This window comes from Streptomyces sp. NPDC001415 (assembly GCF_053597395.1).
Genome location: NZ_JBSFIE010000031.1, coordinates 42,280 through 65,825 on the forward strand (window position 1 = coordinate 42,280; position 23,546 = coordinate 65,825).

The following is a 23,546-nucleotide window of genomic DNA, read 5'->3' on the forward strand; positions in this document are numbered from 1 at the left end:
CGCGGCGGTCGCCTGAGCTGACCCGGCTCTTGGTGCCCGGCCCGTGAGGCCTTGAGAAGGAACGGTTACGCCCGGTGTCTTCGGGTCACCGTGGATCCCACTGCCCCGCCAGTCGTCCCTCTTACGTCCAAGAGCCGCGCGGAGCGCTCGCCCCTGGGGATCGGCAGCCTTGAGGAAGCGGCGGCCCGGATACCGTACGGGGGATGAACCGGCTCCGGGCCGCCGCGCTGGCGCCAGGGGACGGCACAGGGCCGTCCCGCCGACAGGTCTGCGGTCACTCGGACCGACGGATCACTACGTCTCCGTCGAAGGTGCGGATCCTCACGTCGACGACGTCCACGGCATCGCCGGGTCCTTCGGCCGACTTCAGGGAGTTGTGCACACAGCTGGAGACCGTGCTCACGTCGTACTTCACCGCAGTGCCCTCGCGGATGCCGACCTCGACGTATCCCGATGTGGCGACGAGCAGCACCAGTCCGCGCCGGACCTCGCCGACCCGGATGCTGCCGTAGGCCGTCTTGGCCTCGACGCCGCCGTAAGCGCGGGCGATGTCGATGTCGCCGCTGGTGCCGGAGACCCGGAGGATTCCGGTGACTTCTCCCACGGAGTTGTCACCGTGGTCATTCTTGATCACCGCGGTGCCGTCGATCTCGTCGATGCGGACCGTGCCGGACTTCTTGGTGATCTCGCCATGGCCCGTCATACGGCTCACCGAGATGTCGCCGGCGACGGCGGTGAGGCGCAGCGGCCCCGTCCGGTCGAGCATGATGTCGCTCTGTACGGTCTCGAACCGGCACTCGCCGAGGCGGCCCTCGGAGTACAGCGCCGCCCAGGCGGAGCCGCCCCGCACCCGCGACCCCTCGGGCAGTTCGATCGTCACGTGCACCGAGCCGGCGTCCGCGCGGAGCGCGTTGGAGCGCCGCAGCAGCCGTGAGCCCGCCTTGACCAGCAACTTCCCGTGTGAGAAGTCGACTCGTACCCGTTCAGCGGCCTTGACGTCGGCAACCTGGGAACTGTCGGTCGGGCGTACTTCTACGACGGTGTCCATCCGGTCACTCGCCACGAGCCTGATCTCCCCGATGTCGATCTCGATCACCGCTGTGATCGGTTCAGGGGTATCAAAACTGGCCACCACCGGTCCTCCCTCTGGGCCCACTTGCGTGTCCATGGCTCTCTACCGCGCCCAGCCGCTGAAGCGCCTGTTCCCCGGAGGCTCGCCCCGCCCGGCTCGCCAGTTGTTGGCACGCAGGGCGGCGGTGACGGTCCTCACCAGCCAGGCGTTGACCGAGAGCCGGTCCTGGCGCGCCGCCTCCTGGATCCGGGCCTTGAGGCCTTCGGAGGGACGGAAGTTGATCCGGGCGGTGTCGCCCCCGGCCTCCAGCGGCGGGCCCTCGTCGCCATACCCCGCATCGTCGTCGAGCGATGGTCCGGGCGGCGGCGATATCACCACAAAGCTGAGGCCGACGCCGCGCAGGCGTACCTCGACCGACCCCGGAACGAGTTCACCGGTGATCTCTTCCGCAGCATCCGACAGCGCTCTGAGCAGCGTGAGCCGGACTGACGAGTCGAATGCCGCAGTGAGTTCCTTCCCAACGGCAAGGGCGTCCTCGCCACGCGCCTGCGCCACGGCAAGGAACTCGCGGCGGAGGCTCTCGACATAGGGAGTCAAGTCCATGGCGCCATGGTGGCATACCGATGGCGCCATATCAACTGTCACGTCGCGCATCGCGACGCCGCCAGTTGGTCGATTCCCCCTGCATGGCCGCCAAAGTCCGGGAAACCAGGCCCCATTGAGATGGAGCCACGCTTGCTCTAGGGTCGCCACCGATGGCGCCTCATGGCGCCACCGTGTCCGGTCGACAGGACAGAGTGACGCCACACTGGAACCTGGCGCCACATCCGCACCGTTGCGCGAGGAGGGATCTTGGAGAGGGAAGCCGCGTTCTCCCGGATGGAGATGTCCCTTCCGGGAGAGATCCGGGAGGGCGGGCCGACAAAGGGCCGGGCCTCAGGAGGACCGCAGGGCGGACAGTTCCTCGGCGACCGTCGCCACGTCTTTGGCGCCCAGCGCCCGCCTGGCCGCTCCGTCGAGAGTTTCGAGCACCCATTCCTCGAAGTCGATACCCGACTGCTCTGCAGCCTCGCGCCACCGATGAAGGTGGCTCGTCGGAACCGCGAGCCGCTGCACGTCCGACGTTTTCTTGACATTTTGCGTGACGCCGCCCTCGACGTCACGAATAGCGTTTCTCAGCTGCTTTGTACTCCATCGCATCCGCTCCGACCGGTCGAGCCATAATTCCTGGTCCGCGATCGAGAGAGATGCCACTTCGGCATGGTGCTGAAAACTTAACCCGGGCCTTCGGCGACTTAATTCAAAGCGGCGTGAAACCCAGGCGTAGTTACGCAGCGTCTGGTAGCTGAGACCCGCGGCACGCACCCCTCGCTTATAGCGATCGGAGAAATTGTCCCTGCCGTGCACGAGCCAGTCACCAAGCCACCACACGGATGAGTTGACAACCCCAGCAAGCTGCTGACCAGCATGCTCCCAGTCCTCGAAAGTGAGGTCCATGGGTATCTTGAGACCCACTCCAGTAGTGAGGACCTGACCACGCATGGGCCGTTCACCGGCCGCCCTCTGCCGCCGAATCGTCGATGGCGACGGCCTGCGCGGCCCTGCGACCTTTGCATCCTGAACGTCTGTAGCGGCATCCATCCGAATCACCCCGTAGTGAGAGACCTAGCTACGTACAGGAGAGGAAAAACCGAGTTCGGGAAGTGAATTGAGCGGTCGACTGCAAGACGTTATCCCCGCACTCTTGATTGAAGATCGAAGAATACTATTGCATACGACTCCGGATGCACACAATCGTTTGACTCTGCGGCGGGCTATTATCGCTTCCGCGACAGGACCACCGGGGTGACCAGTTCCGCTCACCCCTTCTCGACAATAGGACGGCTACGGTGCGTAGCGCGGACGCCGTGTCCCCCTGTCAGCCCTTATGCAAAGCCCCTGGCAGGAACGGATCTGCGACGATCACGTTCCGTGCAGCAGGCAGCCCCTCCGGTCCTCCACGACGACGGTGCGGGACGCCAGGCAAAACTCCATTTCAGGGCGTTTTGAGCGGCATGTAAGGGAACATCCGGAATACACCGGATACCTCCGAGGCATGGCGGATTCCGGGATTTCCAGAGTCCTGGCCATCGAGATGCCACACGGTCCCCCGGCCCGCGCGCAGAGAAATGGATCTCATGGACCCGAGGAAGGGGGCCCTGGCGGGACGCAGGTCTCCGTATCCGGAAGAGTTCAGGAACGACGCGGCGGCGTTGCATCGCGCGACGGGCGAGAAGCGCGGCCGGCCCTACCAGGGAAGGGACCTACCACAATGACCTCCAGCCTTCGCTTACCTCACCGAGGCCGCGCCAGCGCCGCCGCCGTCGTGCTCGCCGCCGCACTCACCACCGGCTGCGAAACCGCCCACCGGGCACTGGACTGCGTGCGCACCGCCAACGCCATCGCCAACAGCGTCAACGACCTGCAACAGGCGGCACGGAACGCCGCGCTCGACCCGCCGAAGGCCAGCACGTACTTCGATCCCATCGAGAAGGACCTGAAGACCATCGGCCACCAGACCGACAACGTCGACGTGGACAAGGCGGTCAACGACCTCAGCCAGGCCGTGAACAACATCCGCACCTCCCTCAAGAACGGCGACAAGATCCCGGACCTCAGCCCGGTCCAGGCATCAGCGGGCGAACTGACCAAGGCCTGCACGAAGTAGCCCAGGCACCCACAACTCGACCGCCGGCCAGAGAGCGCCCGACATCTGCGCCATCAACCGCTGCGCCGGTCAGACCATGAAAAAGCCGCTCTGAGCCTTAGCCTGTTCCTTATCATCGCGCCCGGCCATGTGGGGGTGTGTCAAGTAGACGGGTCTGGCCCGTAGTCGGTGGTAACGGCGGGTAGCCGCCTGTGATCATGATCTTGTGATGGATGTCAACTCCCTCATAGCAACGGTGTTTTCCGGGCTATCGGTGCTGATCGTCGAGGACGTGACGGATGGCGGTGACGCGGTGATGGTCATGGCCCGTACTCGGGAGGTGGCGGTGCCGTGCCCTGTCTGCGGGACGCCGACGTTGAAGGTGCACGGGTATCACCGCCGGACGGTGGCGGACGTGCCGGTCGACGGGCGGCGCGTCGTCGTCCGGCTGCGGGTGCGGCGGCTGGTCTGCCCGGTGCTGGGGTGTGCGCGGCAGGCTTTCCGTGAGCAGGTTCCCGGGCTGCTGGAGCGTCATCAGCGCCGGACGGTGCGGCTGGCCGGGCGGATAGCTGAGGTGGCGCGGGAGTTATGTGGCCGGGCAGCAGCCCCGCTGGCTGACCTGCTGGCCCTGCCGGTTTCCCGCAGTACCGCGCTGAGGTGGCTGTGGCGTCTACCCGTGCCCGAGGCACCGGTCCCACGGGTGATCGGAGTGGACGATTTCGCCCTGCGGCGCCGTCACCGCTACGCCACGATCATCACCGATGCCGTCACCGGCCGACGCATCGAGGTCCTGCCCAGCCAGGATGCCGATCCCCTGGAAGCGTGGCTGCGCGAGCATCCCGGCGTCGAGGTCGTATGCCGGGACGGCTCGGCCACCTACGCCGAGGCCATCCGCCGTGCGCTGCCCGACGCGGTGCAGGTTAGCGACCGGTGGCACCTCTGGCGAAACCTCTGCGACAAAGTCCAGCTCGGGGTCCGTGCCCACGCCGACTGCTGGGCCGCCGCCCTCAACCCACCGCTGCCCGGCGGCATCCGCGAACAGACAACCCGTGAACGCTGGAACAAGGTCCATACCCTGCTCGGCCAGGGCGTCGGCCTGCTGGACTGCTCCCGCCGCCTCGGCCTCGCGCTGAACACCGTCAAACGCTACGCCCGCATGCCCGAGCCCACCGGTCTGCGCATCGCGCCGGCCTACCGGCCCACTCTCCTCGACCCCTACCGCGAACATCTGCGCCGGCGCCGGACAGAGGAGCCGGGCGCCCCCTGTCCTCCACCTCTTCCACGAGATCAAGGAACTCGGCTACAACGGCAGCCTCAACGGCCTGCACAAATACCTCAACCAGGGCCGTGCCGACGGCGACCGGCCCGTCACCACCCCGCGCCGCGCTGCGCGGCTCCTCCTCACTGATCCGAAGAACCTGCGTCCGAAGGAAACCTCTCTGCTGGAGAAGATCACCGCGGCCTGCCCCGATATGACCGAACTCGCCGACCTCGTACGCGGCTTCGCCGCCCTGCTCACACCGGCCCAGGGCAACGATGCAAAGCTCACCGGCTGGATCGCCGACACCCGCGCCGCGGCCCTGCCTCACACCCGGCTGCGGACCTGGTGCGCCAAGCGGTGTCGTTCCCGGTCCCGTCATGGTTTGTCGAAGCGGTGGGCGGCTTCGAAGTCGGGCTGGGCATATGGCTCCTGGCCGGGATCGGGCTGCTGTACGCGGCGCCGGTGTTCGCTCTCCACATGGGCGGCACCTTCGTCGTCCTGGTGTTCCTGCCACAGCAGTCGTTACCAGCACGGTCATGTGTGGGAACTCACGATGACCGGCGAGTTGGTGGTCAAGAACCTCGTCCTGCTCACCGCGGGCCTGCTGGCCTGTATCACCACATCCCGCCCCACCGGGATGTCCCTGGGCGACACCGTGCTCTCCGCTGCCCCTGCCGCAGAAACAGCCCGGGTGCGGGACCATGACATATGACATGCCGCAGTCCGCGAGCCGGACACGGGTCGGCCCTACCGACGTCCAAGTCCACTTCTGCGGACCCGCCGGCCCCACGGTCCGGGCGATCGCCACCGAACGGGGGCGGAGTCCGTCCACGGGCGGCCGGGAGTCTCCCGGATCTTGACGTTCGTCGCACCCCCTGGGCCGGGCAAGCCGAAGGCCGCACGGCATGCGGCGACTTACCGCCGCCTGGCCCCGGTGAGGGCCGACACACCACACGTTCACCGTATGAGGCACGATGTGACTTTTGGACTAAACGAGCGCAGTTCATGACGTGTTATGCCTTTTTCTCGCTTGAGGGGGTGTCCGGTGGATCAGGGTCGGATCAGGTCGCGGCGTCTGGTGCGGTGCATCGCGAGGCGCCGGAGCGTCTTGTCGGAGGCCCCCCTTGGCTCTTGAGGCCCTGGAGGGAGGAACTACGAGAGATGTTCGGGCAACACGGCGAGGTGCCGTGCCAGCCGCCGCGACCTGTCCACGATCCACCGGACACCGCCCAGGGGCGGCAGGCTGCCAACAGGGTGGGCCGTCACCCCTCGTTGATCCACCGAATGGGAGCATGATCGTGATCAAGCAGGTTCTCGCCGGAGCAGCCCTCTCCCTTGCCGCCACCATGGCCGTCGCAGCCCCCGCCTCTGCGCAGGGTGCCTCGGACTTCGGCACCCGCAACGGCAACACCGCCATCACCGGCGGCGCGGGCGGCATCCTCAACACCTACGGCGCCCCGCTCATCAACGCCGACCTGCGCTGCGCGATCCCGCTGCCCGAAGGCGAAGGCATCGGCGGACACCTCCTCGGCGGCCCCAAGGCCGCCTGCAACACCGCACCCGTCGACCAGTACCAAGCACCCCAGAAGCTCCTCTGACACACCCGCGACCAACTGCCCCTGGCCCACGGCCCCTGCACGCAGGGGGCCGCGGGCGGCCGGGGACGGTGCGCACCAGACCGCCGTTCCGCATCGTGTCGGCGTACCCCGAACAGGCCGCCAGGACCGGCCGCCCGGGACGGCCAGGACCATGACATGCAGCCCGCCGTATGGGGCTCCCCCACAAGAGCGCACGCGAGCAGCCGGACGGACAGCAGGTCGCGTAGCTTGCCGGGCCCGCAATGGGCCGGGCGGGCGAGGCCGGGCGACCGGGACCGCACCGCGTCGTTGGACCAGCGCAAGATCAGGTGAGTGAGTACCGCCCAAGGGTCCCGGGGTTTCACACACCCCGGGCCCCCGGCACACCCACCACCCCCACCAGGCCGGGCCCGGGCACCGGACACACGGCCCTGCCGGCGCCATCGGCCGCCAAGGACTCCCGCTTCGGGGCGCGGCGCTTGCGGGTCCACCCGCAGACCCGGGAGACCGCCGACGGACAGCCGGCACACCAAGGCGTCCATGACTCGTTGGTCTGAATGGGCTCATTTCGCGACGTTTTACGCATGTTCCTCGTTCCAGGAGCGACAGGTTCCGCACTCCCCCAGGGCAGACCTGTCACCTCTACTGACCCACCGAATTGGGAGCATGATCGTGATCAAGCAGGTTCTCGCCGGGGCGGCGTTCGCCACCGCCGCAACGATGGCCGTCGCCGCGCCCGCCTCGGCGGCGCAGGCCCCGAAGCCCACGCCCAGCACCACCCCCATGACCACGCTCCAGATGCCCACCGCCACCCTCCAGAGCATCCTCGCCGCCGCTGCGGCGCAGGGCCCGACCGCGAGCGGCATGGGTGCCATGAGCGGCGTGGGCGCCTCGGACTTCGCGACCCGCAACGGAAACACCTCCATCGCGGGTGAGGCGGGCGGCATCGGCAACACCTACGGCGCCCCGCTCATCAACGTCGACCTGCGCTGCGCGGTGCCGCTGCCCGAGGGCGAGGGCATCGGCGGACACCTCCTCGGCGGCCCCAAGGCCGCGTGCAACCTGGCCCCCGTCGACCAGTACCAGGCCCCCCAGAAACTCCTCTGACACACCCTTCGGTGGAGCGGCGTACGGGTCTCCCACCACACAATCCGCTCCACGCTCCATGAACAGCAGCCGGCGCAGCCCGCACTGGACCGGGCGGGGGATGCGGGGTGACCGGGACTGCACAGAACCGTTGAACCCGGGGATCAGGTGAGGGCCCCAAGGGTCCCGAGGTCTGGACACGCCCCGGGACCCGGCACACTCACCACCCCGCCAGCCGGGGCCACCGGACGCAGGCGTCCATACCGGTGGCGTCGGCGGCCAAGAACGTTCGCTTCCGGGTGCGGCTCCTCTTGGGTGACCGCGATCAGGCTGCATGATCACGGTCGCGTGGTCGCGGTCACTCAAGTAGAGCCGCACCCCCCGCATGTGCGGCTGCGCCCGCGACCCCGGGAGGCCCCCGGCGGACCACGAACCCACCAACCCCCACGCCTTACATGCTCGTTCTGGTCCGAATGGGCGCATTTCGTGACGTGTTGTGCACGCTCCTCGTTCCAGGAGCGACAGACTCCCCGCTCCCCCAGAGCGGGCCTGCCACCCCTCACCGACCTTACTGACCCACTGAATTGGGAGCATGACCGTGATCAAGCAGGTTCTCGCCGGAGCAGCCCTCGCCACAGGCGCAACGATGGCTATCGCCGCCCCCGCCTCGGCCCAAGCCCCGGTCCCGGTCCCCCAGGCCCTGAACCTCCCCGCCAACACGCTCACGAGCGTCTTCACCACCGGCGCCGCGGGCCCGACCGCGAACGGCACCGGCGCCTTCGGGACCAGCAACGGCGACACCACCATCACCGGCGGGTCGGGCGGCATCCTCAACGGCCACGGCGCCTCGCAAGGCACCGTCGACCTGCGCTGCGCGGTCCCCCTGCCCGAGGGCGAGGGCATCGGCGGACACGGCCTCGGCACCATCAAGAACCAGTGCAACCTCGGACCCACCACCCTGTACCAGGCCCCCCAGAAGCTCCTCTGACACACCATCGGATCTGGATGGAGCGGCGTAACCGGTCTCCCACCACAAGCGCCAGCACCACAAGCCGAACGAGCCACGCCCTGCCCAGCCTGCAGAACCCGCAATGGCTGGGCAGGGGATGCGGAGTGACCGGGGCTGCGCAGAACCGTTGAACCCCGCGCATTGGGGAGTGCACCAGGGTCCCGGGGTCCGGACACGGCCCCGGGACCCTACGTGCACTCATCCCCCCTCCCGGCATGACAGGCCACACTCTCCAGCCCCTGCACGCGAGCCGCAGCGGGCAGGGCGACTGCCAAGCCGTACGCGAACCGGGCCAGACATCGTTGTGAGCAGCGCGGACGGGCAACCACCGGAACGCTCCCAGGAACAGCCGCCCCGTCCGGCAGCCCAGCGGAACCCGCCCCCCGTCCAGTCGTTGAACAGCCCGCATCGCATCGTCCCCCGGTCTGGTGCACCGACCGGCCGCAGGACCCCCAACATGGAGCGGGGTCCCGCGGCCGCTCCAGAACCCTCCCAGGACCCGTCGCCCGGCACAGGGCTGACTTCACCAAGCCCCCACTGTCGGAAACAGTCGGTGCGCGACGCGCCACGAACAACCGGCTCCGGCCTGTGAGTGACCACGTATCAGACGCTGCCTCCGACGCGACCGGAGGCGCGATCGGGGGCTACTGGCCGGGGTGGACCGCCCGCACTCCGGTGCCCTCGTACGCCCCCGGCGTCAGGAGGCCTGGATGTAGAACGCGGCGACGGCCTCGTTGAACGGATCCTCCGGATCGTGCAGCGCGGTGGCGGCCGTGTGGTCCAAGACCACCCCGGTCGCCCCCACTACACGACTGCCAAGCCCCGGCTCGCCCGAGGCGCTCCAGAAGCGTGCGGGCCTTGGACTCCGCCTCGGTGCTGGGCGTGGTGCCCCAGGGCCGGGGCGAGTTCGGCGCGGGCCTGCGCGGGCCGCTCCTCGAACTCCGGCCGGGTCGGTCGGCCCCCGGCCGGAGTTCTCGACGAGACTGCGGATCGTGGTGCTGCTTCCAGCCGCCAGAACAGCCAGGCGGTCCCGCGCCGCCACGCTCGCCTTGATGCTCTTTTCGTCTGCCGTACGAGGATGCGTGGCAGGCATCCGGCCACAGCCAGATGATTGCAGCCCCGATCAACCCCGCACCCCCTGCTGGTACGCGAAAAGTACGGTTCAGGTGCCGCGCGCCGGCCGCGAACACAGGGCGCGCACTCTCCGCTTTACGATGATCACTTGCCAACACGCCGGTGGGCCATACGGGGATATACTGGACATGACCGCGGCTCCCGGAATGACCTGGTGCGCGGCCAGAAACAACGGGTCGCATTCCTGGGATGACGATGCCCCAGTGCGTGACTCAGTACGAACGGCACCTGCCTGCAGGCGGGTGCCGTTCGCCGTGCAGGAAGGTGTCCACCTCCGGCAAGGCTGGCGGCCGGGCTCCACATCCAGGCGGTCACGGGGGCGCGGCCGGGCGTTCAGCCGGCTTCGTGCCGCCACGGGCCGTGTGATCGTGCCCGTGGGCAGCTCGGCCACCGGCGCGCTGCTCGATCTGGGCCTGCCGGCCGCCGTGCCGTGGCTGGTGCCTGCGGTCTTCCCGGTCCTGGCTGTGGCGCTGCTGCCACATCGCCCGGAACGGGCCGAGACCGCGACGGCGGCCGTCTGACGCCATCAGTTCTGCCCGAAGTCGCCCCGAGCCCGGTCACTCTTCCACCAGCCGGACAACCCCGCTGCCGCAGTGACTTCGACGCCATGCCCATCACCTCAGGCCAGGGGGTCGAGGAAAGTCAGGACAGAGGCGTCCTCCTCGATCAGCGGAGCGAGGGCGGCGTTGAACGGGCCGCCGTACGGGGCCTTCAGGTGCGCCTGGAACGCGTCCTGGTCCTGGTAGACCTCGAAGATCCAGAAGGCGCGCGGGCTGGACTCCTTGGTGTACACGTCGAAGGCGAGGTTGCCGTCCTCGTCCCGTACCTTCTGTGCGTACTCCCGTATCAGGCGGGAGACTTCGCCCTCCGCTCCCTCGCGGGCGGTGAACTCGGCGAGCAGGGTCTTCTTCACGGTTGTGTGTCCTTGTCAGTTGTTCGCGGAGCCGAGGTGCCAGACGACGGCCTTGTCAAGATTCACCGAGCCGTTCTCGGCGAAGACCCGCACTCCCCGGCTGTCGGGGTGGGGGAAGATCTGGTCGGTGATCACGGCCTCGCCGCTGCCGCCGAAGACCTCGACGGACGACCGGTCGACCAGGATCCGCAGCTTCACCTTGCCGTTCGTGGCCTTCAGCGGCGCGGCCTGGATGCCGGGGAAGGCGCTGCTGAAGTCGACGGCACCGGAGCGGGTGCGATCGACGTACAGCTCCTGTGTGGTGGTGTCGTATCCGATGACGGTTTCCTCTTGCCCGGTGCCGGTGCGCACCTTCAGGCCGAAGCGTTGGGCGCCGTTCAGGGTGAACGTCGCCTCGATGTCGAGTGCCTGGCCCTCGGCCGCGGGGCCGATCAGGGGCTGGGAGGTGTTCGTGACGGTGACGCCGGTCGCCGTCGCCGCGGATCCCTCGCGCAGCGAGGCCACGTCCGGCACTGGCTCGCTGGTCAGCCGGACGCGGCCGCCGATGGTGCGCAGGGCCGTCTGGCGGGGGATGCTCTGCGCGCCACGCCAGGGCGAGGTGGGGATGGACGTCCCGTACTCCCAGTCGTTCATCCAGCCGATCATGTACCGCTTGTCGCCGGGCACGTTCTCCCAGGACACCGCCGCGTAGTAGTCCTTGCCGTAGTCGGCCCAGTCGGCGCGTTGCACGACGGACTCGGCGGGGGCATTGGAGGTGGTGAACTGGTCGGCGAGGATGTGGCCCCAGCCACCGGTGTTCCTGTCGACGATCTGGATCCGCGCCTGCTTGCCGGCGTAGGGACGCATGTCGAAGGAGGCCCAGTCCAAGGTCTCGCTGTCGGAGCCGGTGGCGCTGCGGACGACTTCGCCGTCGACGAGCAGGTTGACGGACGTCTCCCGGGAGACCGGCTGGGCACGGGTGTCGGACAGGGTGATCTGGTCGACGTTGATGTGGCCCCAGCTACCGGTGTTGTCGTCGACAATCCTGATCCGCGCCTTCTTGCCGGCGAGGTCGCGGACGTCCCAGGAGGCCCAGTTGAGCGTCTCGGCGTCCTGCCCGGTGTCGCTGCGGACCACCTTGCCGTCGACGAGGAGTTCGACGGTGGTCGGGTTGTCGTGGCCGGCGGGGTGGTGGCCGCCGCCGACGAGGAAGTCGACATAGTGCTTGTCGATGGTGAACTCGGGCGAGGTGAGGGTGCCAGTGGCGGAGTCGCCGTTCAGGTAGGTGTTGACCAGGCCGTTTCCGAGGAAGCCGGAGACCTCCTGCTGGCCGGGGAGGGTGCCGGTGGCTGGTGCGGTGCCGAAGGCGTCGCCGGCCGTGGTCCAGCCGCCGTAGGTGCCGCCCTCGAAGTCGGCGAGGAGCGTGCCCGCGGGCGGCGGGCCCTGCTCCAGAACGGTGCCGGCCTCGTGCGGGTGCCGGCCGCCGCCGACCTTGAAGTTCAGGTACTTGCTGCCGACGGTGAAGGGGGGTGAGGTGAGGGTGCCGGTGGCGGAGTCGTGCGAGTGGAAGCTGTTGGCGAAGCCCGTGCCGTCGAAGCCGGTCACCGTGCTCTGGCCGTCCAGCGCTCCGGCCGCCGGACCGTCGCCGAACGCGGTGCCGGTGGTCGTCCAGGTGCCGTAGCCGGCTCCTTCGAAGCCCTGCACGACCTGTCCGGCGGGCGGGGTGTAGGTGCCCTTGTCGTCGGCGGTGAACGTCTTGCCGTCGAAGTCACCGATGAAGTACTGGGCGCCCGAACCGCCGGCGATCCCACCGGGGTTGATGTTGACGACCAGGACCCACTTGATGCGCTTCTCGTCCCCGTCGACCGCGAGGGGGAACAGGTCAGGGCACTCCCACACACCGCCCGTCGCGCCGGCCGGCCCGAACTCGCTGAGCAGTTCCCAGTCCTTGAGGTTCTTGGACGAGTAGAAGCGCACCTTGTGCTCGGCGGACAGCGACACCGTCATCAGCCAGCTCTTGGTGGGGGCGTACCACTGGACCTTGGGGTCGCGGAAGTCCTTGGAGCCGATGTCGATGACGGGACTGCCCTGGTACTTGGTCCAGGTGCGGCCGCGGTCGGTGCTGTAGGCGAGCGACTGGGCCTGTGTACCGGTGGACTTGGAGTGGCTGGTGTAGACCGCCACCATGGGCGGGTTCTGCTTGCTGCCGAAACCGGTGGTGTTGTTCCAGTCGACCACCGCGCTGCCGGAGAAGACCATCTCCTTGTCGTCGTACGACAGGGCGAGCGGCAGTCGCTTCCAGTGCACGAGGTCCGTACTCACCGCGTGGCCCCAGGACATGTCGCCCCAGGTGTCGCCGTTGGGGTTGTACTGGTAGAAGAGGTGGTACTCGCCCTCGTAGTACACGAGACCGTTGGGGTCATTCATCCAGTTCTTCTCCGGGGTGAAGTGGAACTGGGGGCGGTAGGTCTCGGTATACGGAGGGGCGTCGGCGGCGACGGCCCGGGGAGCGGGCAGGGCCGCGGACAGCGCGCAGACCGCCGCCACGGCCGCGATCGTCCACACACGGGCGTGCCGGAACACACGTCGAGAGCTCATCGGGTCTCCTGTGCCGCGGCCGTCCGCGCACCGGAGACTGCGGCTCTGGCACGGACGGACCGAAAGGTGGCGCCCCGGCCGGCACCGTCGTCCACGCCGTCGGCCAGGGGTGTCATCGTTGACTTGTGTCATCGATGACATCGATGGCCCGATGATGTGCGTGATCCGGTCAACACGTCAACAGTTCTGGCGTGATTGGCCCGCGCGGGTCCCGGTCGCGTCAGTTGCCGCCGACTGTCGTCAATCGGTCCAGGTGGCTCTGCCAGGGCGGGTTGGGACCGGCGGCCGAGCAGGTCAGGGCCGCGACCCGAGCGGCGAACCGGCACGCCTGGGCCACCTCGCCGAGATCGAGGCCGGCCAGCCGGCCGCCGAGGTGTCCGCGGGTGCCGAGGTGGTGCAGCAGGCCGGCGGTGAAGGAGTCCCCCGCCCCGACTGTGTCCACCACCTGCGTCGCCACCGCCGGTACCTGCAGCCGTTCGCCGTCGAGGGAGGCCAGGGCGCCGTCGACCCCGCGCGTGATCACGACGAGCCGGGCTCCGGCGGCGTGCCAGATGTCGCAGGCCCGCTCCGGTGAGGTTCCGGGCAGGAGCAGTTCGAGGTCGTCCTCGCTCAGCCGCAGTATGTCGGCGAGGGCGCACCAGTGCGCCAGGCGGGCGCGATAGACGTCGGGGCGCACCAGTAGCGGCCGTACGTTGGGGTCGATGCTGATGGTGGCCCGGGCAGAGGCCGCCGCCAGGAACTCCTCCACCACCGCCGCGCCGGGCTCGCGGACCAGCGCGAGGGAGCCGGTGTGTACACAGGCGGTTCTGGACAGATCCACTGCTGCCAGTTCCTGAGCCGTCCACTGCCAGTCGGCCGTGTTCTGCGCGTGGAAGGAGAACGCGGCCTGCCCCTGGGCGTCCAGCTCCGCCACGGCCAGCGTGCTGGGTTCGGCGGCCGGGACGGCGCACGACAGGTCCACCCCGGATTCCTCCAGGTGGGCCCGGAACAGGCGGCCGAACACGTCGCCGGACAGGCGCGCGAGGAAACGGGCGCCGGTGCCGAGGCGGGCCAGGGACACGGCCGTGTTCGCAGGTCCGCCGCCGGGCAGCACCCGCAGGGCGAGTTCGTTCGAGGCGCTCGCGGGCTCGCAGAAGGCGTCCGCGACGCACTCTCCCAGGACGGTGATCTGGCTCGGGTTCATGGGCTGCCCTTCTTTATGGACATATGAGTCAAGTCGACACATTGCGAGCAATCGCTGGGTGGCTGCGTGGTGGTTGCGGCCGCGACGTTGCCGATTTGTGACGGGGGGGAAGGCATTGACGTTGCCGGGATGCGGAGTCCATCATCCTCGCCATGCAGTGTCAACGATGACATAAGTCAACGATGACATCTTCGGACGGCATGCTCCGATGCCGACCGCGCCGCTCGTGATCCAGCAGGAGTCGTTCATGTCGCGCACCACTCGTCTGACCCCCACCCTCCTCAGAATCGCCGCCTGTACGGGCATCGCGGCCCTCACCCTGACGGCCTGCGGTTCCGGCTCGGGCTCGGGCTCCGCGAGCTCCGGCTCCGGCGGCGTCAAGGTCGGCCTGATCACCAAGACCGACACCAACCCGTTCTTCGTGAAGATGAAGGAGGGCGCGGAGAAGGCCGCCAAGGAGAACGGCGCCCAACTGGTCACCGCGGCAGGCAAGTTCGACGGCGACAACGCCGGGCAGGTCACCGCCGTCGAGAACATGGTCGCCTCCGGAGTGAAGGGCATCCTGATCACCCCCAGCGACTCCAAGGCGATCGTGCCCGCTGTCGCGAAGGCCCGCGCCAAGGGCGTCCTGGTCATCGCGCTGGACACCCCGACCGAACCGCAGAGCGCGGTCGACGCCCTCTTCGCCACCAACAACCTCACGGCCGGCGAGCTGGTCGGCGAGTACGCCAAAGCCGCCATGAAGGGCAGGACGGCGAAGATAGCCACCCTCGACCTCGCACCGGGCGTCTCCGTCGGCGTCCAGCGGCACGACGGCTTCCTGAAGGGCTTCGGCGCCACCGACAAGGACGTCGCCTGCGCCCAGGACACGGGCGGCGACCAGGCAAAGGGCCAGACGGCGATGGAGAACTGTCTGCAGAAGGCGCCCGGCATCAACGTCGTCTACACGATCAACGAACCGGCCGCGCTGGGCGCGTACACCGCCCTGAAGGCCAAGGGCCGGGAGAAGGACGTCCTGATCGTCTCCGTCGACGGCGGCTGCACCGGCACTCGGGCGGTCAAGGACGGCAAGATCGCCGCCACTTCGCAGCAGTACCCGCTGAAGATGGCCGCCGAAGGCGTCAAGGCCGTCGTGACGTACGCCAAGGACGGCAAGAAGGCGTCGGGTTACACCGACACCGGCGTCACCCTGATCACCGACAAGGCGCAGGCGGGCGCCACCTCCAAGGACACCGGCTACGGCCTGCAGAACTGCTGGGGCTGAGCCGCCCACGAGGAACCGTACTCTCGCCGCCTCTTCCCTCAGCGGGGCGGCCGGCCCCGTACCTCCCCGCCCCGGGACGGCCGCCCCCCATGTCCTGACGACAAGGACATCTGTCTTCCGACAAGGACTTCGTATGACAGCCACGACGACGCCGTACGCCGAGCTCACGGCACCGACCACGGTCCGCAGACTGCTCACGGCACCGACCACCGGCCCGCTGGCCGCCCTCCTTCTGGCCTGTGTCTTCTTCTCCCTCTCCAGCGACCAGTTCCTCACCGGCGGGAACTTCTCGCTGATCGTGCAGCAGGTCATGGTGGTCGGCACGCTCGCCATCGGCCAGACCCTGATCATCCTCACCGCCGGCATCGACCTGTCGTGCGGTGCCGTGATGGCGTTCGGCAGCATCATGATGGCCAAGATGGCGGCCGAGGGAACCCTGCCCCCGCTCCTCGCCATCACGCTGGGTCTGGCCGTCTGCGGCGGCTTCGGCCTGCTCAACGGGCTGCTGGTGCAGAAGATCCCGCTGCCGCCGTTCATCGTGACCCTCGGCATGCTCAACGTCGCGTTCGCGCTGACGCACATCTACTCCGAGGAGCAGACCGTCACCAGCCTGCCCGGCCCGCTGACGGCTCTCGGGCAGACCTTCCCGCTCGGGCACACCGACATCACGTACGGCTCCCTGGTCACCATCGCGCTGTTCCTCCTCCTCGCCTACGCGCTGAGCAGCACCGGTTGGGGCCGGCACGTCTACGCCCTGGGCAACAGCCAGGAGGCGGCGCGGCTGAACGGCATCCGCACCTCCCGCCTGACCATCGGCATCTACACCGTGGCCGGCCTGCTGTACGGCGTCGCCGCCCTGCTGCTGATTTCCCGCACCGGCGTCGGCGACCCGCAGGCCGGGCAGACCGACAACCTCGACAGCATCACCGCCGTGGTTCTCGGCGGCACCAGCCTCTTCGGCGGCCGCGGCTCGGTCCTGGGCACGTTCATCGGCGTTCTCATCGTCGGCGTGTTCCGCAACGGCCTGCAGCTGATGGGCGTCGCCTCCATCTACCAGACCCTGATCACCGGCGTGCTGGTGATCCTCGCGGTGACCGTCGACCAGATCTCCCGGAAGAAGGCACGATGACTGCCACCACGCCCCCCACGCCTGTCCTCCAGGCCAGCGGCCTGGTCAAGCGCTACGGCCATGTCACCGCCATCGACGGCGCCGACTTCGAACTGCTGCCCGGCGAGGTCCTCGCCGTCATCGGCGACAACGGCGCCGGCAAGACCAGCCTCATCAAGGCGCTCACCGGCGCTCTGGTTCCCGACGCCGGCGAGATACGCCTGAACGGCGAACCCATCACCTTCTCCGGCCCGCAGAGCGCCCGCGCGCACGGCATCGAGACGGTGTACCAGGACCTCGCCGTGGCCTCCTCCATGGACATCGCCTCGAACATGTTCCTCGGCCGGGAGCTGCGCCGCCCAGGTGTCCTCGGCAGTGTCTTCCGCATGCTCGACAAGAAGCGCATGCGCCAGGAGGCCGCCGAGCACATGGCCGACCTGAAGATCGGCCTGCGCTCGCTCACGCAGGCCGTCGAGACGCTTTCCGGCGGTCAGCGCCAAGCCGTGGCGGTGGCCCGTTCCGTTGCCTGGGCCCGCAGCGTCGTCGTCATGGACGAACCCACCGCCGCCCTCGGCGTCAAGGAGTCCGGCCAGGTCCTGGACCTCATCCGCCGCGTCCGCGACAAGGGCATGCCAGTTGTGCTCATCAGCCACAACATGCCCCACGTCTTCGAGATCGCCGACCGCATCCACGTCCACCGGCTGGGCCGGCGCGCCGCCCTGATCAAGCCGTCCGCCTACTCCATGGCAGAGGTCGTCGCCATCATGACCGGGGCACTCACCCTCGATGAGGCCGGCGGTACTGTCGTAGCGGACTCCCAGGCGGCGAAGGCCGCGGGAGTCCAGGCCACCTGACCGCACGACCAGCTCTCGCATGTTCCGGCCGAGGCCGCGGCTGGAACCCGGGAGCACCCCAGGAGACGTTTTCCTCCATGGCAGCGAGCCGCCGCCCCACCCTGGCCGATGTCGCCCGAGAAGTAGGGGTCAGCGCCAAGACGGTCTCCCGTGTCCTCAACGAGGACGGACCCGTCTCCGCGCGAACCAGGGAGCAGGTTCTCACCGCCGTAGCCAGGCTCGGCTTCCAGCCGAACCTCATGGCGCGCAACATCCGCGTCGGCGGACCCGACACCACCATCGGACTGGTTGTCCCCGACCTCGGCAACCCCTTCTTCGGGGCCGTGGCCGGCGGCATAGAGGCCACCGTCCGCGACCGCGGCCTGACCTTGCTCATGGGCTCGTCCGGCGAAGACCCCGACCGTGAACGCGACTTGACGTCCAAGTTCCTCGCCCGCCGCGTCAGCATCCTGATGATCGTGCCGTCCGTCGGCGCCGACCACTCCCACCTCAAAAGCCACCGCGCGGCGGGACTGCCCGTGGTGTTCCTCGACCGTCCGGGAGTCGGTCTGTCCACAGACAGCATCGTCAGCTCCAACCGTGCGGGGGCCCATGACGGCGTCGCCCACCTGATCGGCCACGGCCACCGGCGCATCGGCTTCGTCGGCGACCTGCCCGTGAAGCTGTACACCCGCCGCGAACGCCTGGCCGGATACCGTACGGCCCTGCAGGAGGCCGATCTGCCCTACGACCGTGCGCTGGTCACCAACGCCCACGACCAGCAGGGAGCCATGACCGCGACCTCCGGGCTGCTCGGCCTGGCCGATCCGCCCACAGCCCTGTTCGCCGGCAACAACATCGTCGCGCTGGGCACAGTCGCCGAACTCGCCCGCAGCAAGCGGAAGGACATCGCCGTCGTCGCCTTCGACGACATCCCGCTCGCCGAGGCACTCGAACCCGCCCTGACCGTCGTCGCCCAGGATCCCGAGGAAATCGGCCGAACGGCAGCGGCCACCGCCCTGGCCCGCCTCGACGGCGACCGCTCCCGCGCCCGCACCATCACCGTTCCCACCCGGCTGATCGTCCGCGGATCGGGCGAGCACCCTGCGCCTGCACCGCAGGAGGCTTGATCCTCCCGGCGGACTCCGGACGTCCGCCCCTGGAGATGTGACGTGATCTCCAAGGCCGTCCACCCAGGAGAGCGGCCGCCGCCCCCCATTGCCGTCTTCGTAGCCCCGCAACGGGGTTACCGGCCTTCGGAGTTGGCATGACTACCTCCCCTTGTCGAGTGCATGGCCCGGGGGTGGTGTCACCAGCTCCGAAGGCACGGGGACTGCGCGCCGCTGAGCACGGCATGCGCAGGCCGGGGCGGTCGGGGACGGCGAAACCCCGGGCCGCGAGCAGGGGACGCACCTCGCGGATCGCGGCAGAGACCGTGGAACGGTCCACGTCGAACAGCTCGGCCAGGGCCGCGTGCGGCATCCCCAGCCGCAGGTGGACGAGGGTGGCTGCGAGCCGGTCGGTGAAGAGCAGCCAAGGATGGCAGCAGGCCGTACGGGCCCAGGTCAGCTTCACAACTCACCCAACCCGTGCGCCCCATCTCATGTCACGGACCGGCCGGAGACAGCCTCGTACCCCCTGTTGTCACCGGCGCGTGCCCAGCACATCGAGGTAGTGCGGGTTGTGCATGAAACCCAGGACGTTCCCGAAGGGATCGGTCACGGCGGCGGTGACGAACCCCGCGCCGCGGTCCGTGAGCGGCTGGTACTCCTTCGCCCCCATGGCCAGCAGCTTTTCGAGAGCCGCGCTCACGTCGTCCACATGCCAATACACGACAGCACCGCCCTGCCAGGGGCCCGAGCTGGCAGGCGCGTAGCGGCTGTCGATCAACCCCAGCTCGTGCTGGTAGTCACCGAGACGAAACTCGGCATACCCAGGTTGCTCGAAGTACGGCTCCACACCCAACAGTTCGGTGTACCAGCTCTTCGCCGCCGCCAGATCCGCGGTCCAGAAACTGACGGTGGCAAGCCCTCGCAACATGGATGCTCTCCCTTCCTTCGCCGCGATAGCGCATCACGGTCGACGCCATGACCGTAGACAACAATTAGGTCAGTACCAGTCCTCGTCGCAGTGCGAGTTCTCGTCGAACTGGTAGCGGTCCGCACGACCGTCCGTTGCTCACCCATCGGGTGAACCTCCCGGCCAAGACGCCCCCGCCTTCTATTGCCCCGTCGTCGTGAGATTGATGGTTCACCAAGGTGCGGGCGCAACAGGCCCTGGGACCCACGTGGTCCCGGCGGGGGTGCCTGTCAGGTCGGCACGGAGCGTGGTGCCGCCGTTGCGGCCGCGCTGTCTCATATGAGTCCGCGCCGCAGGAGGCATGTTCGGCACGCGGGGAACTCTGCGTGTTCGCCGTCACGTGTATGCCGCACTGTTCGGCGCTTGGCCGAGGCGCGCTCTGCCTCGCGCAACTACGCGCCTAGTCACCTGTATGGCCATATCTGACCTGTCGGTGGACACTCCCCTCACGCCGCGCGCTCAGAAAACGCCTGAATCCAGCAACCGTCGCGGCAGAAGGAGGCATGGTCGGACATCCGACGTCGCCTCGGTGCTCCTGCCATCTCCCCATCGAGTTGACCGTGGGTGGTGGCCCAGCGGTGCTCCGGCGCCGTCGCACAGGGCCCGGACGTGTACACCCGACGCATCATCACACCACCGCTCCTTCTCATCAGGAGGACTGTCATGCGGTATCTCGTCAGAACTGTCATCGCTGTGGCCGCGGCCGTCACCTTGAGCAGTGCTCCGGCCTCCCCGGCGCCGGCCGCGCCGATCGCGCCGGGATGCTCCGCCCCGGTGACACCCGGCGGCGACTGGCCCATGTACGGGAGGGACTACTCCAACACCCGAACGCAGCAGAACGAGAGCGGTCTACCACCGGTAAAGGCCGCCACGCTCGCGCCACACTGGGTCTTCGACACCGGCAACCGAACGCAGGTGGTGGGTTACGAGGACATCGCGAGCACGCCGGTCGTCGCGCGGGGATGCGTCTTTGTCGGTGACGCGGCCGGCGACGTGGTCGCCCTGGGGGCGGAAACCGGCAGCCTGGTGTGGCGGACCCACATCGATCTGCCCGTCTCCGAGACGGGCACCCGGTCCGGCGTGGTCGTCTCGACGATCGCCGTCGACGGGCAGCAGGTGTTCGTAGCGGTGAACAAGTTGGGCGGGCCGTATGTGCTGGCGCTGGACGCGAAGACCGGGAGCCGGCTGTGGCAGAGCCCACCGCTGGACTCGCAGCCCGGCGCCTACACCAACGCCAGCCCGATCGTGTACCGCGGGGCCATCATCATGGGCTTCTCCGGCCCCGAGGGAGTCCCCACCGGCCAGGGCGGCTTCACTGTCCTTCGGGAGTCGGACGGCCAACTCCTCAAGCACACCTACACGATTCCGGACGCCGACCGGGCGGCCGGTTACGCGGGCGGCGGGATATGGAGCACCCCCGCGGTGGACACGGCGACCGGATACGCCTACGTCGGCACCGGAAACCCGTTCAGCAAGCAGAAGGAGCACCCGCGGACCAACGCGATCCTGAAGATCGACCTGGCCCCGGACAGGCCGACCTTCGCCAGCATCGTCGCCTCCTACAAGGGACTCATCGACCAGTACGCCCCCATCGTGCGCGATCTGACGCGGCCGACGTGCATGCTTCTGCCGGAGAACCCGCCCCTCCTGCCGTTCCCGCCGTTCCTGCCACCGCTCCAGGAAGCACGCGACAGCATTGCCTGCCTGCAACAGGACCTGGACTTCGGCGGGGCGCCGAACCTGTTCCGCAGCCCGACGGGCGAACTGCTCGTCGGCGAGCTGCAGAAGTCGGGTGTCTACCACGTGGTGCGAGCGGACTCGATGGAAGGCGAGCGCCGCGTCCTGCTCGGCGTCGGCTGTCTAGTCTGCAACGGTGCCTCCACCGCCTACGACCCCGTGGCTGGCCAGGTGTATGCCGACGTCGCCCCGGGCACCCTGATGGTCGGTTTCAAACCGGGCGCGAGCACAGCCAGTTGGGTCTCGCCCGTCGCGGACGGCATCCACTACCAGCCGGTCGCCGTCGCGGACGGGGTCGCCTACACCGCCGACTCGGCCGGCTTCCTCGACGCCTACGACACGGTGACCGGGATCCAGGTCCTGCGCCGACCACTGGCGGCCGACGGCGCGAGTGATGCCGTGGCCGCGCTGGCCAGCAACGGTGTATCCATCGCCAACCACACCGTGTACGTCTCCGCCGGCAGCCGGATCATCGCCTACCGCCCCCTCAGCCTCCCGTGAGCACCACACACCCACACCTCCGCGAAGCCCCGCACCGCTCGCTCAGTGACGTGACGTCGGCCTCCTGGCGGGCGAGCAGCCACAGCAGGTGCAGCCGGGTCGGGTCGGCCAGCGTGGTGAAGACGCCGGATGCCTCGGCGAGCCGGGCGGCGTCCGGGGCCTGCAGGGCGCCTGTGCCGCAACTAGTAGGACCGCTTCGCTCTGGGGCATGGCACCAGAGTCGCGCACCGCGCGCTTGCCTTCGTCTGAAGCACGCGATAGCCCGAAGCTGCGGCACCCCGCGCGTCAAGTGGTCGAGGGCCTTCTCCGGGTCGGCCTCGACAGGGCTCGGCGAGCCGGAGACGATCGCCAGGACGTTGCGAGTGCGAATCGCCATCTGCTGACGACTTTGTGCTGTCCGGGGCCCGGCCCGCAGGCACAGCATCCTTCGCTAGGGGTGCGGCGCGTCCGTGGTGTCGTACAGCGAAGCGAGTGGCGTGAGCGAGCAGGAGTATGCGCAGGGCCGGGGTGGGCTCGCCGGTGCCGGGCGGCTCGTGGGGCGGATGCTCGGGTACGCCGTTCTCGGCGGCCTCGCGCTAGCCTCGGCCGGCGCGATCGTCACGGTCGCCGGCGTTCTCGGGCCGGCGCTCGCGCTCGACCTCTACACCCCACCCGTCGCGGCCTGGTGGACGCTCTTCACGGCCGTCGTCGTCCAAGGCGTCCCGTTTCTGCTGCTTTGCACGGTCGTCTCCGCGGCGATCGGTGCCCTCGTGCCCGAGCGTGCCTTCAGCCGACTGCTGCCGCGCAGCCCGGCGCTCGCCGTGCCGGTCGCGAGCGCGGCCGGTGCGGTGCTGCCCGGGTGCGAGTGCGCGTCCGTGCCGGTGGCCGCCGGTCTGATGCGCCGCGGGGTCGCCCCGGCCGCCGCGCTCGCGTTCCTGCTCTCCGCGCCCGCGATCAACCCGGTCGTCCTGATCGCCACATCGATCGCGTTCCGCGGGCAGCCGCTGACGGTGGGGGCTCGGCTCGTGGTCTCCCTCGCCACGGCCGTCGTGATGGGCTGGCTGTGGGCGCGTTTCGGACGCCAGGAGTGGCTGCGGCTGCCGAAGACTCGTACAACAGGGTCCGGGACCTTCCGCGCGGGGGCTTTCACGGACGGGCTGCAGCACGACTTCCTGCACGCCGGAGGGTTCCTCGTGCTCGGCTCGGCGGCTGCGGCGACCTTCAACATCGCGGTGCCGCGCTCGGTCCTCGACGTCTTCACGGGATCCACCTGGCTGTCCGTCCCGCTCCTGGCGCTGCTCGCCGTGGTGCTGTGCGTGTGCAGCGAGGCCGACGCGTTCGTGGCCGCGTCGCTGAGCGGGTTCCCACCGACCGCTCGGCTGGTCTTCATGGCTGTCGGACCGATGGCCGACCTGAAGCTGATCGCCCTTCAGGCAGGCACGTTCGGCCGGGCCTTCGCCGTCCGGTTCTCGTCGGTGACCTGGATGGTCGCCGTGGTGAGCAGTGTGCTCGTGGGATGGTGGCTGCTGTGAGGCGTTACGGGCCGG

At 68.9% G+C, this 23,546-nt stretch carries 19 protein-coding genes and 2 pseudogenes; 12 read left to right on the forward strand and 9 right to left on the reverse strand.

What is annotated here, in order from left to right:
* Positions 1-274: 274 nt before the first annotated feature.
* The 3 genes from ACWC2B_RS30170 to ACWC2B_RS30180 form a co-directional block, all read right to left on the reverse strand.
* Positions 275-1,132 (reverse strand): DUF4097 family beta strand repeat-containing protein, encoded by an 858-nt coding sequence (locus ACWC2B_RS30170; protein ID WP_450722102.1) that lies wholly within the window; start codon positions 1,130-1,132, stop codon positions 275-277.
* 42 nt (positions 1,133-1,174) lie between these two features.
* A complete protein-coding gene (locus ACWC2B_RS30175) occupies positions 1,175-1,675 on the reverse strand; it encodes a hypothetical protein (RefSeq protein ID WP_450722104.1) in 501 nt (166 codons plus the stop codon).
* Positions 1,676-2,008: 333 nt separating this feature from the next.
* Complete coding sequence (locus tag ACWC2B_RS30180) at positions 2,009-2,713, reverse strand: LmbU family transcriptional regulator (RefSeq protein ID WP_450722106.1); 705 nt, start codon at positions 2,711-2,713, stop codon at positions 2,009-2,011.
* Positions 2,714-3,383: 670 nt separating this feature from the next.
* On the opposite strand from ACWC2B_RS30180, the gene ACWC2B_RS30185 reads away from it, so the two are divergent.
* From ACWC2B_RS30185 to ACWC2B_RS30210, 6 genes and pseudogenes are all read left to right on the forward strand, one after another.
* Complete coding sequence (locus ACWC2B_RS30185; protein WP_450722108.1) at positions 3,384-3,779, forward strand: hypothetical protein; 396 nt, start codon at positions 3,384-3,386, stop codon at positions 3,777-3,779.
* A gap of 208 nt (positions 3,780-3,987) precedes the next feature.
* Positions 3,988-5,368, forward strand: a pseudogene (locus ACWC2B_RS30190) (ISL3 family transposase); the annotation flags it as partial.
* Positions 5,369-6,311: 943 nt separating this feature from the next.
* On the forward strand, positions 6,312-6,617 hold the full coding sequence (locus tag ACWC2B_RS30195) for a hypothetical protein (protein WP_450722110.1): 306 nt from the start codon (positions 6,312-6,314) through the stop codon (positions 6,615-6,617).
* A 645-nt stretch (positions 6,618-7,262) separates the two neighbouring features.
* Positions 7,263-7,703, forward strand: a complete 441-nt coding sequence (locus tag ACWC2B_RS30200) for a hypothetical protein (protein WP_450722112.1) — start codon at positions 7,263-7,265, stop codon at positions 7,701-7,703.
* A 571-nt stretch (positions 7,704-8,274) separates the two neighbouring features.
* Positions 8,275-8,670 (forward strand): hypothetical protein, encoded by a 396-nt coding sequence (locus ACWC2B_RS30205; protein ID WP_450722114.1) that lies wholly within the window; start codon positions 8,275-8,277, stop codon positions 8,668-8,670.
* A gap of 1,529 nt (positions 8,671-10,199) precedes the next feature.
* Complete coding sequence (locus tag ACWC2B_RS30210) at positions 10,200-10,346, forward strand: hypothetical protein (RefSeq protein WP_450722116.1); 147 nt, start codon at positions 10,200-10,202, stop codon at positions 10,344-10,346.
* 98 nt (positions 10,347-10,444) lie between these two features.
* Here the strand turns inward: ACWC2B_RS30210 and ACWC2B_RS30215 are convergent, their stop codons facing one another.
* The 3 genes from ACWC2B_RS30215 to ACWC2B_RS30225 form a co-directional block, all read right to left on the reverse strand.
* On the reverse strand, positions 10,445-10,738 hold the full coding sequence (locus ACWC2B_RS30215; RefSeq protein WP_450722118.1) for a putative quinol monooxygenase: 294 nt from the start codon (positions 10,736-10,738) through the stop codon (positions 10,445-10,447).
* A gap of 15 nt (positions 10,739-10,753) precedes the next feature.
* Positions 10,754-13,315, reverse strand: coding sequence for a GH32 C-terminal domain-containing protein (locus ACWC2B_RS30220; RefSeq protein WP_450722120.1), 2,562 nt, complete (start codon positions 13,313-13,315; stop codon positions 10,754-10,756).
* 220 nt (positions 13,316-13,535) lie between these two features.
* Complete coding sequence (locus ACWC2B_RS30225) at positions 13,536-14,498, reverse strand: carbohydrate kinase family protein (protein WP_450722122.1); 963 nt, start codon at positions 14,496-14,498, stop codon at positions 13,536-13,538.
* Positions 14,499-14,745: 247 nt separating this feature from the next.
* Between ACWC2B_RS30225 and ACWC2B_RS30230 the strand changes: the two genes are divergently transcribed.
* The 4 genes from ACWC2B_RS30230 (at position 14,746) to ACWC2B_RS30245 (ending at position 18,833) form a co-directional block, all read left to right on the forward strand.
* Positions 14,746-15,762 carry a substrate-binding domain-containing protein gene (locus tag ACWC2B_RS30230; protein WP_450722124.1) on the forward strand — a complete coding sequence of 339 codons (1,017 nt, stop codon included), beginning with the start codon at positions 14,746-14,748 and terminating at the stop codon, positions 15,760-15,762.
* A gap of 133 nt (positions 15,763-15,895) precedes the next feature.
* Complete coding sequence (locus tag ACWC2B_RS30235; protein WP_450722126.1) at positions 15,896-16,891, forward strand: ABC transporter permease; 996 nt, start codon at positions 15,896-15,898, stop codon at positions 16,889-16,891.
* Positions 16,888-17,724 carry an ATP-binding cassette domain-containing protein gene (locus ACWC2B_RS30240; RefSeq protein ID WP_450722128.1) on the forward strand — a complete coding sequence of 279 codons (837 nt, stop codon included), beginning with the start codon at positions 16,888-16,890 and terminating at the stop codon, positions 17,722-17,724. The genes ACWC2B_RS30235 and ACWC2B_RS30240 overlap by 4 nt, the downstream gene beginning before the upstream one ends.
* 77 nt (positions 17,725-17,801) lie before the next feature.
* On the forward strand, positions 17,802-18,833 hold the full coding sequence (locus tag ACWC2B_RS30245; RefSeq protein ID WP_450722130.1) for a LacI family DNA-binding transcriptional regulator: 1,032 nt from the start codon (positions 17,802-17,804) through the stop codon (positions 18,831-18,833).
* Between the two features lie 223 nt (positions 18,834-19,056).
* Here the strand turns inward: ACWC2B_RS30245 and ACWC2B_RS30250 are convergent.
* Positions 19,057-19,236 (reverse strand): annotated as a pseudogene (locus ACWC2B_RS30250) (helix-turn-helix domain-containing protein); the annotation flags it as partial.
* A gap of 111 nt (positions 19,237-19,347) precedes the next feature.
* Positions 19,348-19,743, reverse strand: coding sequence for a VOC family protein (locus ACWC2B_RS30255; protein ID WP_450722132.1), 396 nt, complete (start codon positions 19,741-19,743; stop codon positions 19,348-19,350).
* 702 nt (positions 19,744-20,445) lie between these two features.
* Here ACWC2B_RS30255 and ACWC2B_RS30260 point away from each other — a divergent pair.
* Entirely contained in the window at positions 20,446-22,020 is a 1,575-nt protein-coding gene (locus ACWC2B_RS30260) for an outer membrane protein assembly factor BamB family protein (protein ID WP_450722134.1), read from the forward strand.
* On the opposite strand, the gene ACWC2B_RS30265 is transcribed toward ACWC2B_RS30260, so the two are convergent.
* On the reverse strand, positions 22,007-22,396 hold the full coding sequence (locus tag ACWC2B_RS30265) for an ArsR/SmtB family transcription factor (protein ID WP_450722136.1): 390 nt from the start codon (positions 22,394-22,396) through the stop codon (positions 22,007-22,009). The genes ACWC2B_RS30260 and ACWC2B_RS30265 overlap by 14 nt on opposite strands.
* Positions 22,397-22,562: 166 nt before the next feature.
* Between ACWC2B_RS30265 and ACWC2B_RS30270 the strand changes: the two genes are divergently transcribed.
* Complete coding sequence (locus ACWC2B_RS30270) at positions 22,563-23,531, forward strand: permease (protein WP_450722194.1); 969 nt, start codon at positions 22,563-22,565, stop codon at positions 23,529-23,531.
* The last annotated feature ends 15 nt before the right edge of the window (positions 23,532-23,546 follow it).

Coding starts and splice junctions, on each gene's coding strand:
- ACWC2B_RS30220 (WP_450722120.1), bottom strand. CDS start 13,315: ATGAGCTCTCGACGTGTGTTCCGGCACGCCCGTGTGTGGACGATCGCG.
- ACWC2B_RS30195 (WP_450722110.1), top strand. CDS start 6,312: ATGATCGTGATCAAGCAGGTTCTCGCCGGAGCAGCCCTCTCCCTTGCC.
- ACWC2B_RS30235 (WP_450722126.1), top strand. CDS start 15,896: ATGACAGCCACGACGACGCCGTACGCCGAGCTCACGGCACCGACCACG.
- ACWC2B_RS30265 (WP_450722136.1), bottom strand. CDS start 22,396: ATGGCGATTCGCACTCGCAACGTCCTGGCGATCGTCTCCGGCTCGCCG.
- ACWC2B_RS30240 (WP_450722128.1), top strand. CDS start 16,888: ATGACTGCCACCACGCCCCCCACGCCTGTCCTCCAGGCCAGCGGCCTG.
- ACWC2B_RS30175 (WP_450722104.1), bottom strand. CDS start 1,675: ATGGACTTGACTCCCTATGTCGAGAGCCTCCGCCGCGAGTTCCTTGCC.
- ACWC2B_RS30200 (WP_450722112.1), top strand. CDS start 7,263: ATGATCGTGATCAAGCAGGTTCTCGCCGGGGCGGCGTTCGCCACCGCC.
- ACWC2B_RS30225 (WP_450722122.1), bottom strand. CDS start 14,498: ATGAACCCGAGCCAGATCACCGTCCTGGGAGAGTGCGTCGCGGACGCC.
- ACWC2B_RS30245 (WP_450722130.1), top strand. CDS start 17,802: ATGGCAGCGAGCCGCCGCCCCACCCTGGCCGATGTCGCCCGAGAAGTA.
- ACWC2B_RS30255 (WP_450722132.1), bottom strand. CDS start 19,743: ATGTTGCGAGGGCTTGCCACCGTCAGTTTCTGGACCGCGGATCTGGCG.
- ACWC2B_RS30180 (WP_450722106.1), bottom strand. CDS start 2,713: ATGGATGCCGCTACAGACGTTCAGGATGCAAAGGTCGCAGGGCCGCGC.
- ACWC2B_RS30205 (WP_450722114.1), top strand. CDS start 8,275: ATGACCGTGATCAAGCAGGTTCTCGCCGGAGCAGCCCTCGCCACAGGC.
- ACWC2B_RS30260 (WP_450722134.1), top strand. CDS start 20,446: ATGCGGTATCTCGTCAGAACTGTCATCGCTGTGGCCGCGGCCGTCACC.
- ACWC2B_RS30270 (WP_450722194.1), top strand. CDS start 22,563: ATGCTCGGGTACGCCGTTCTCGGCGGCCTCGCGCTAGCCTCGGCCGGC.
- ACWC2B_RS30230 (WP_450722124.1), top strand. CDS start 14,746: ATGTCGCGCACCACTCGTCTGACCCCCACCCTCCTCAGAATCGCCGCC.
- ACWC2B_RS30185 (WP_450722108.1), top strand. CDS start 3,384: ATGACCTCCAGCCTTCGCTTACCTCACCGAGGCCGCGCCAGCGCCGCC.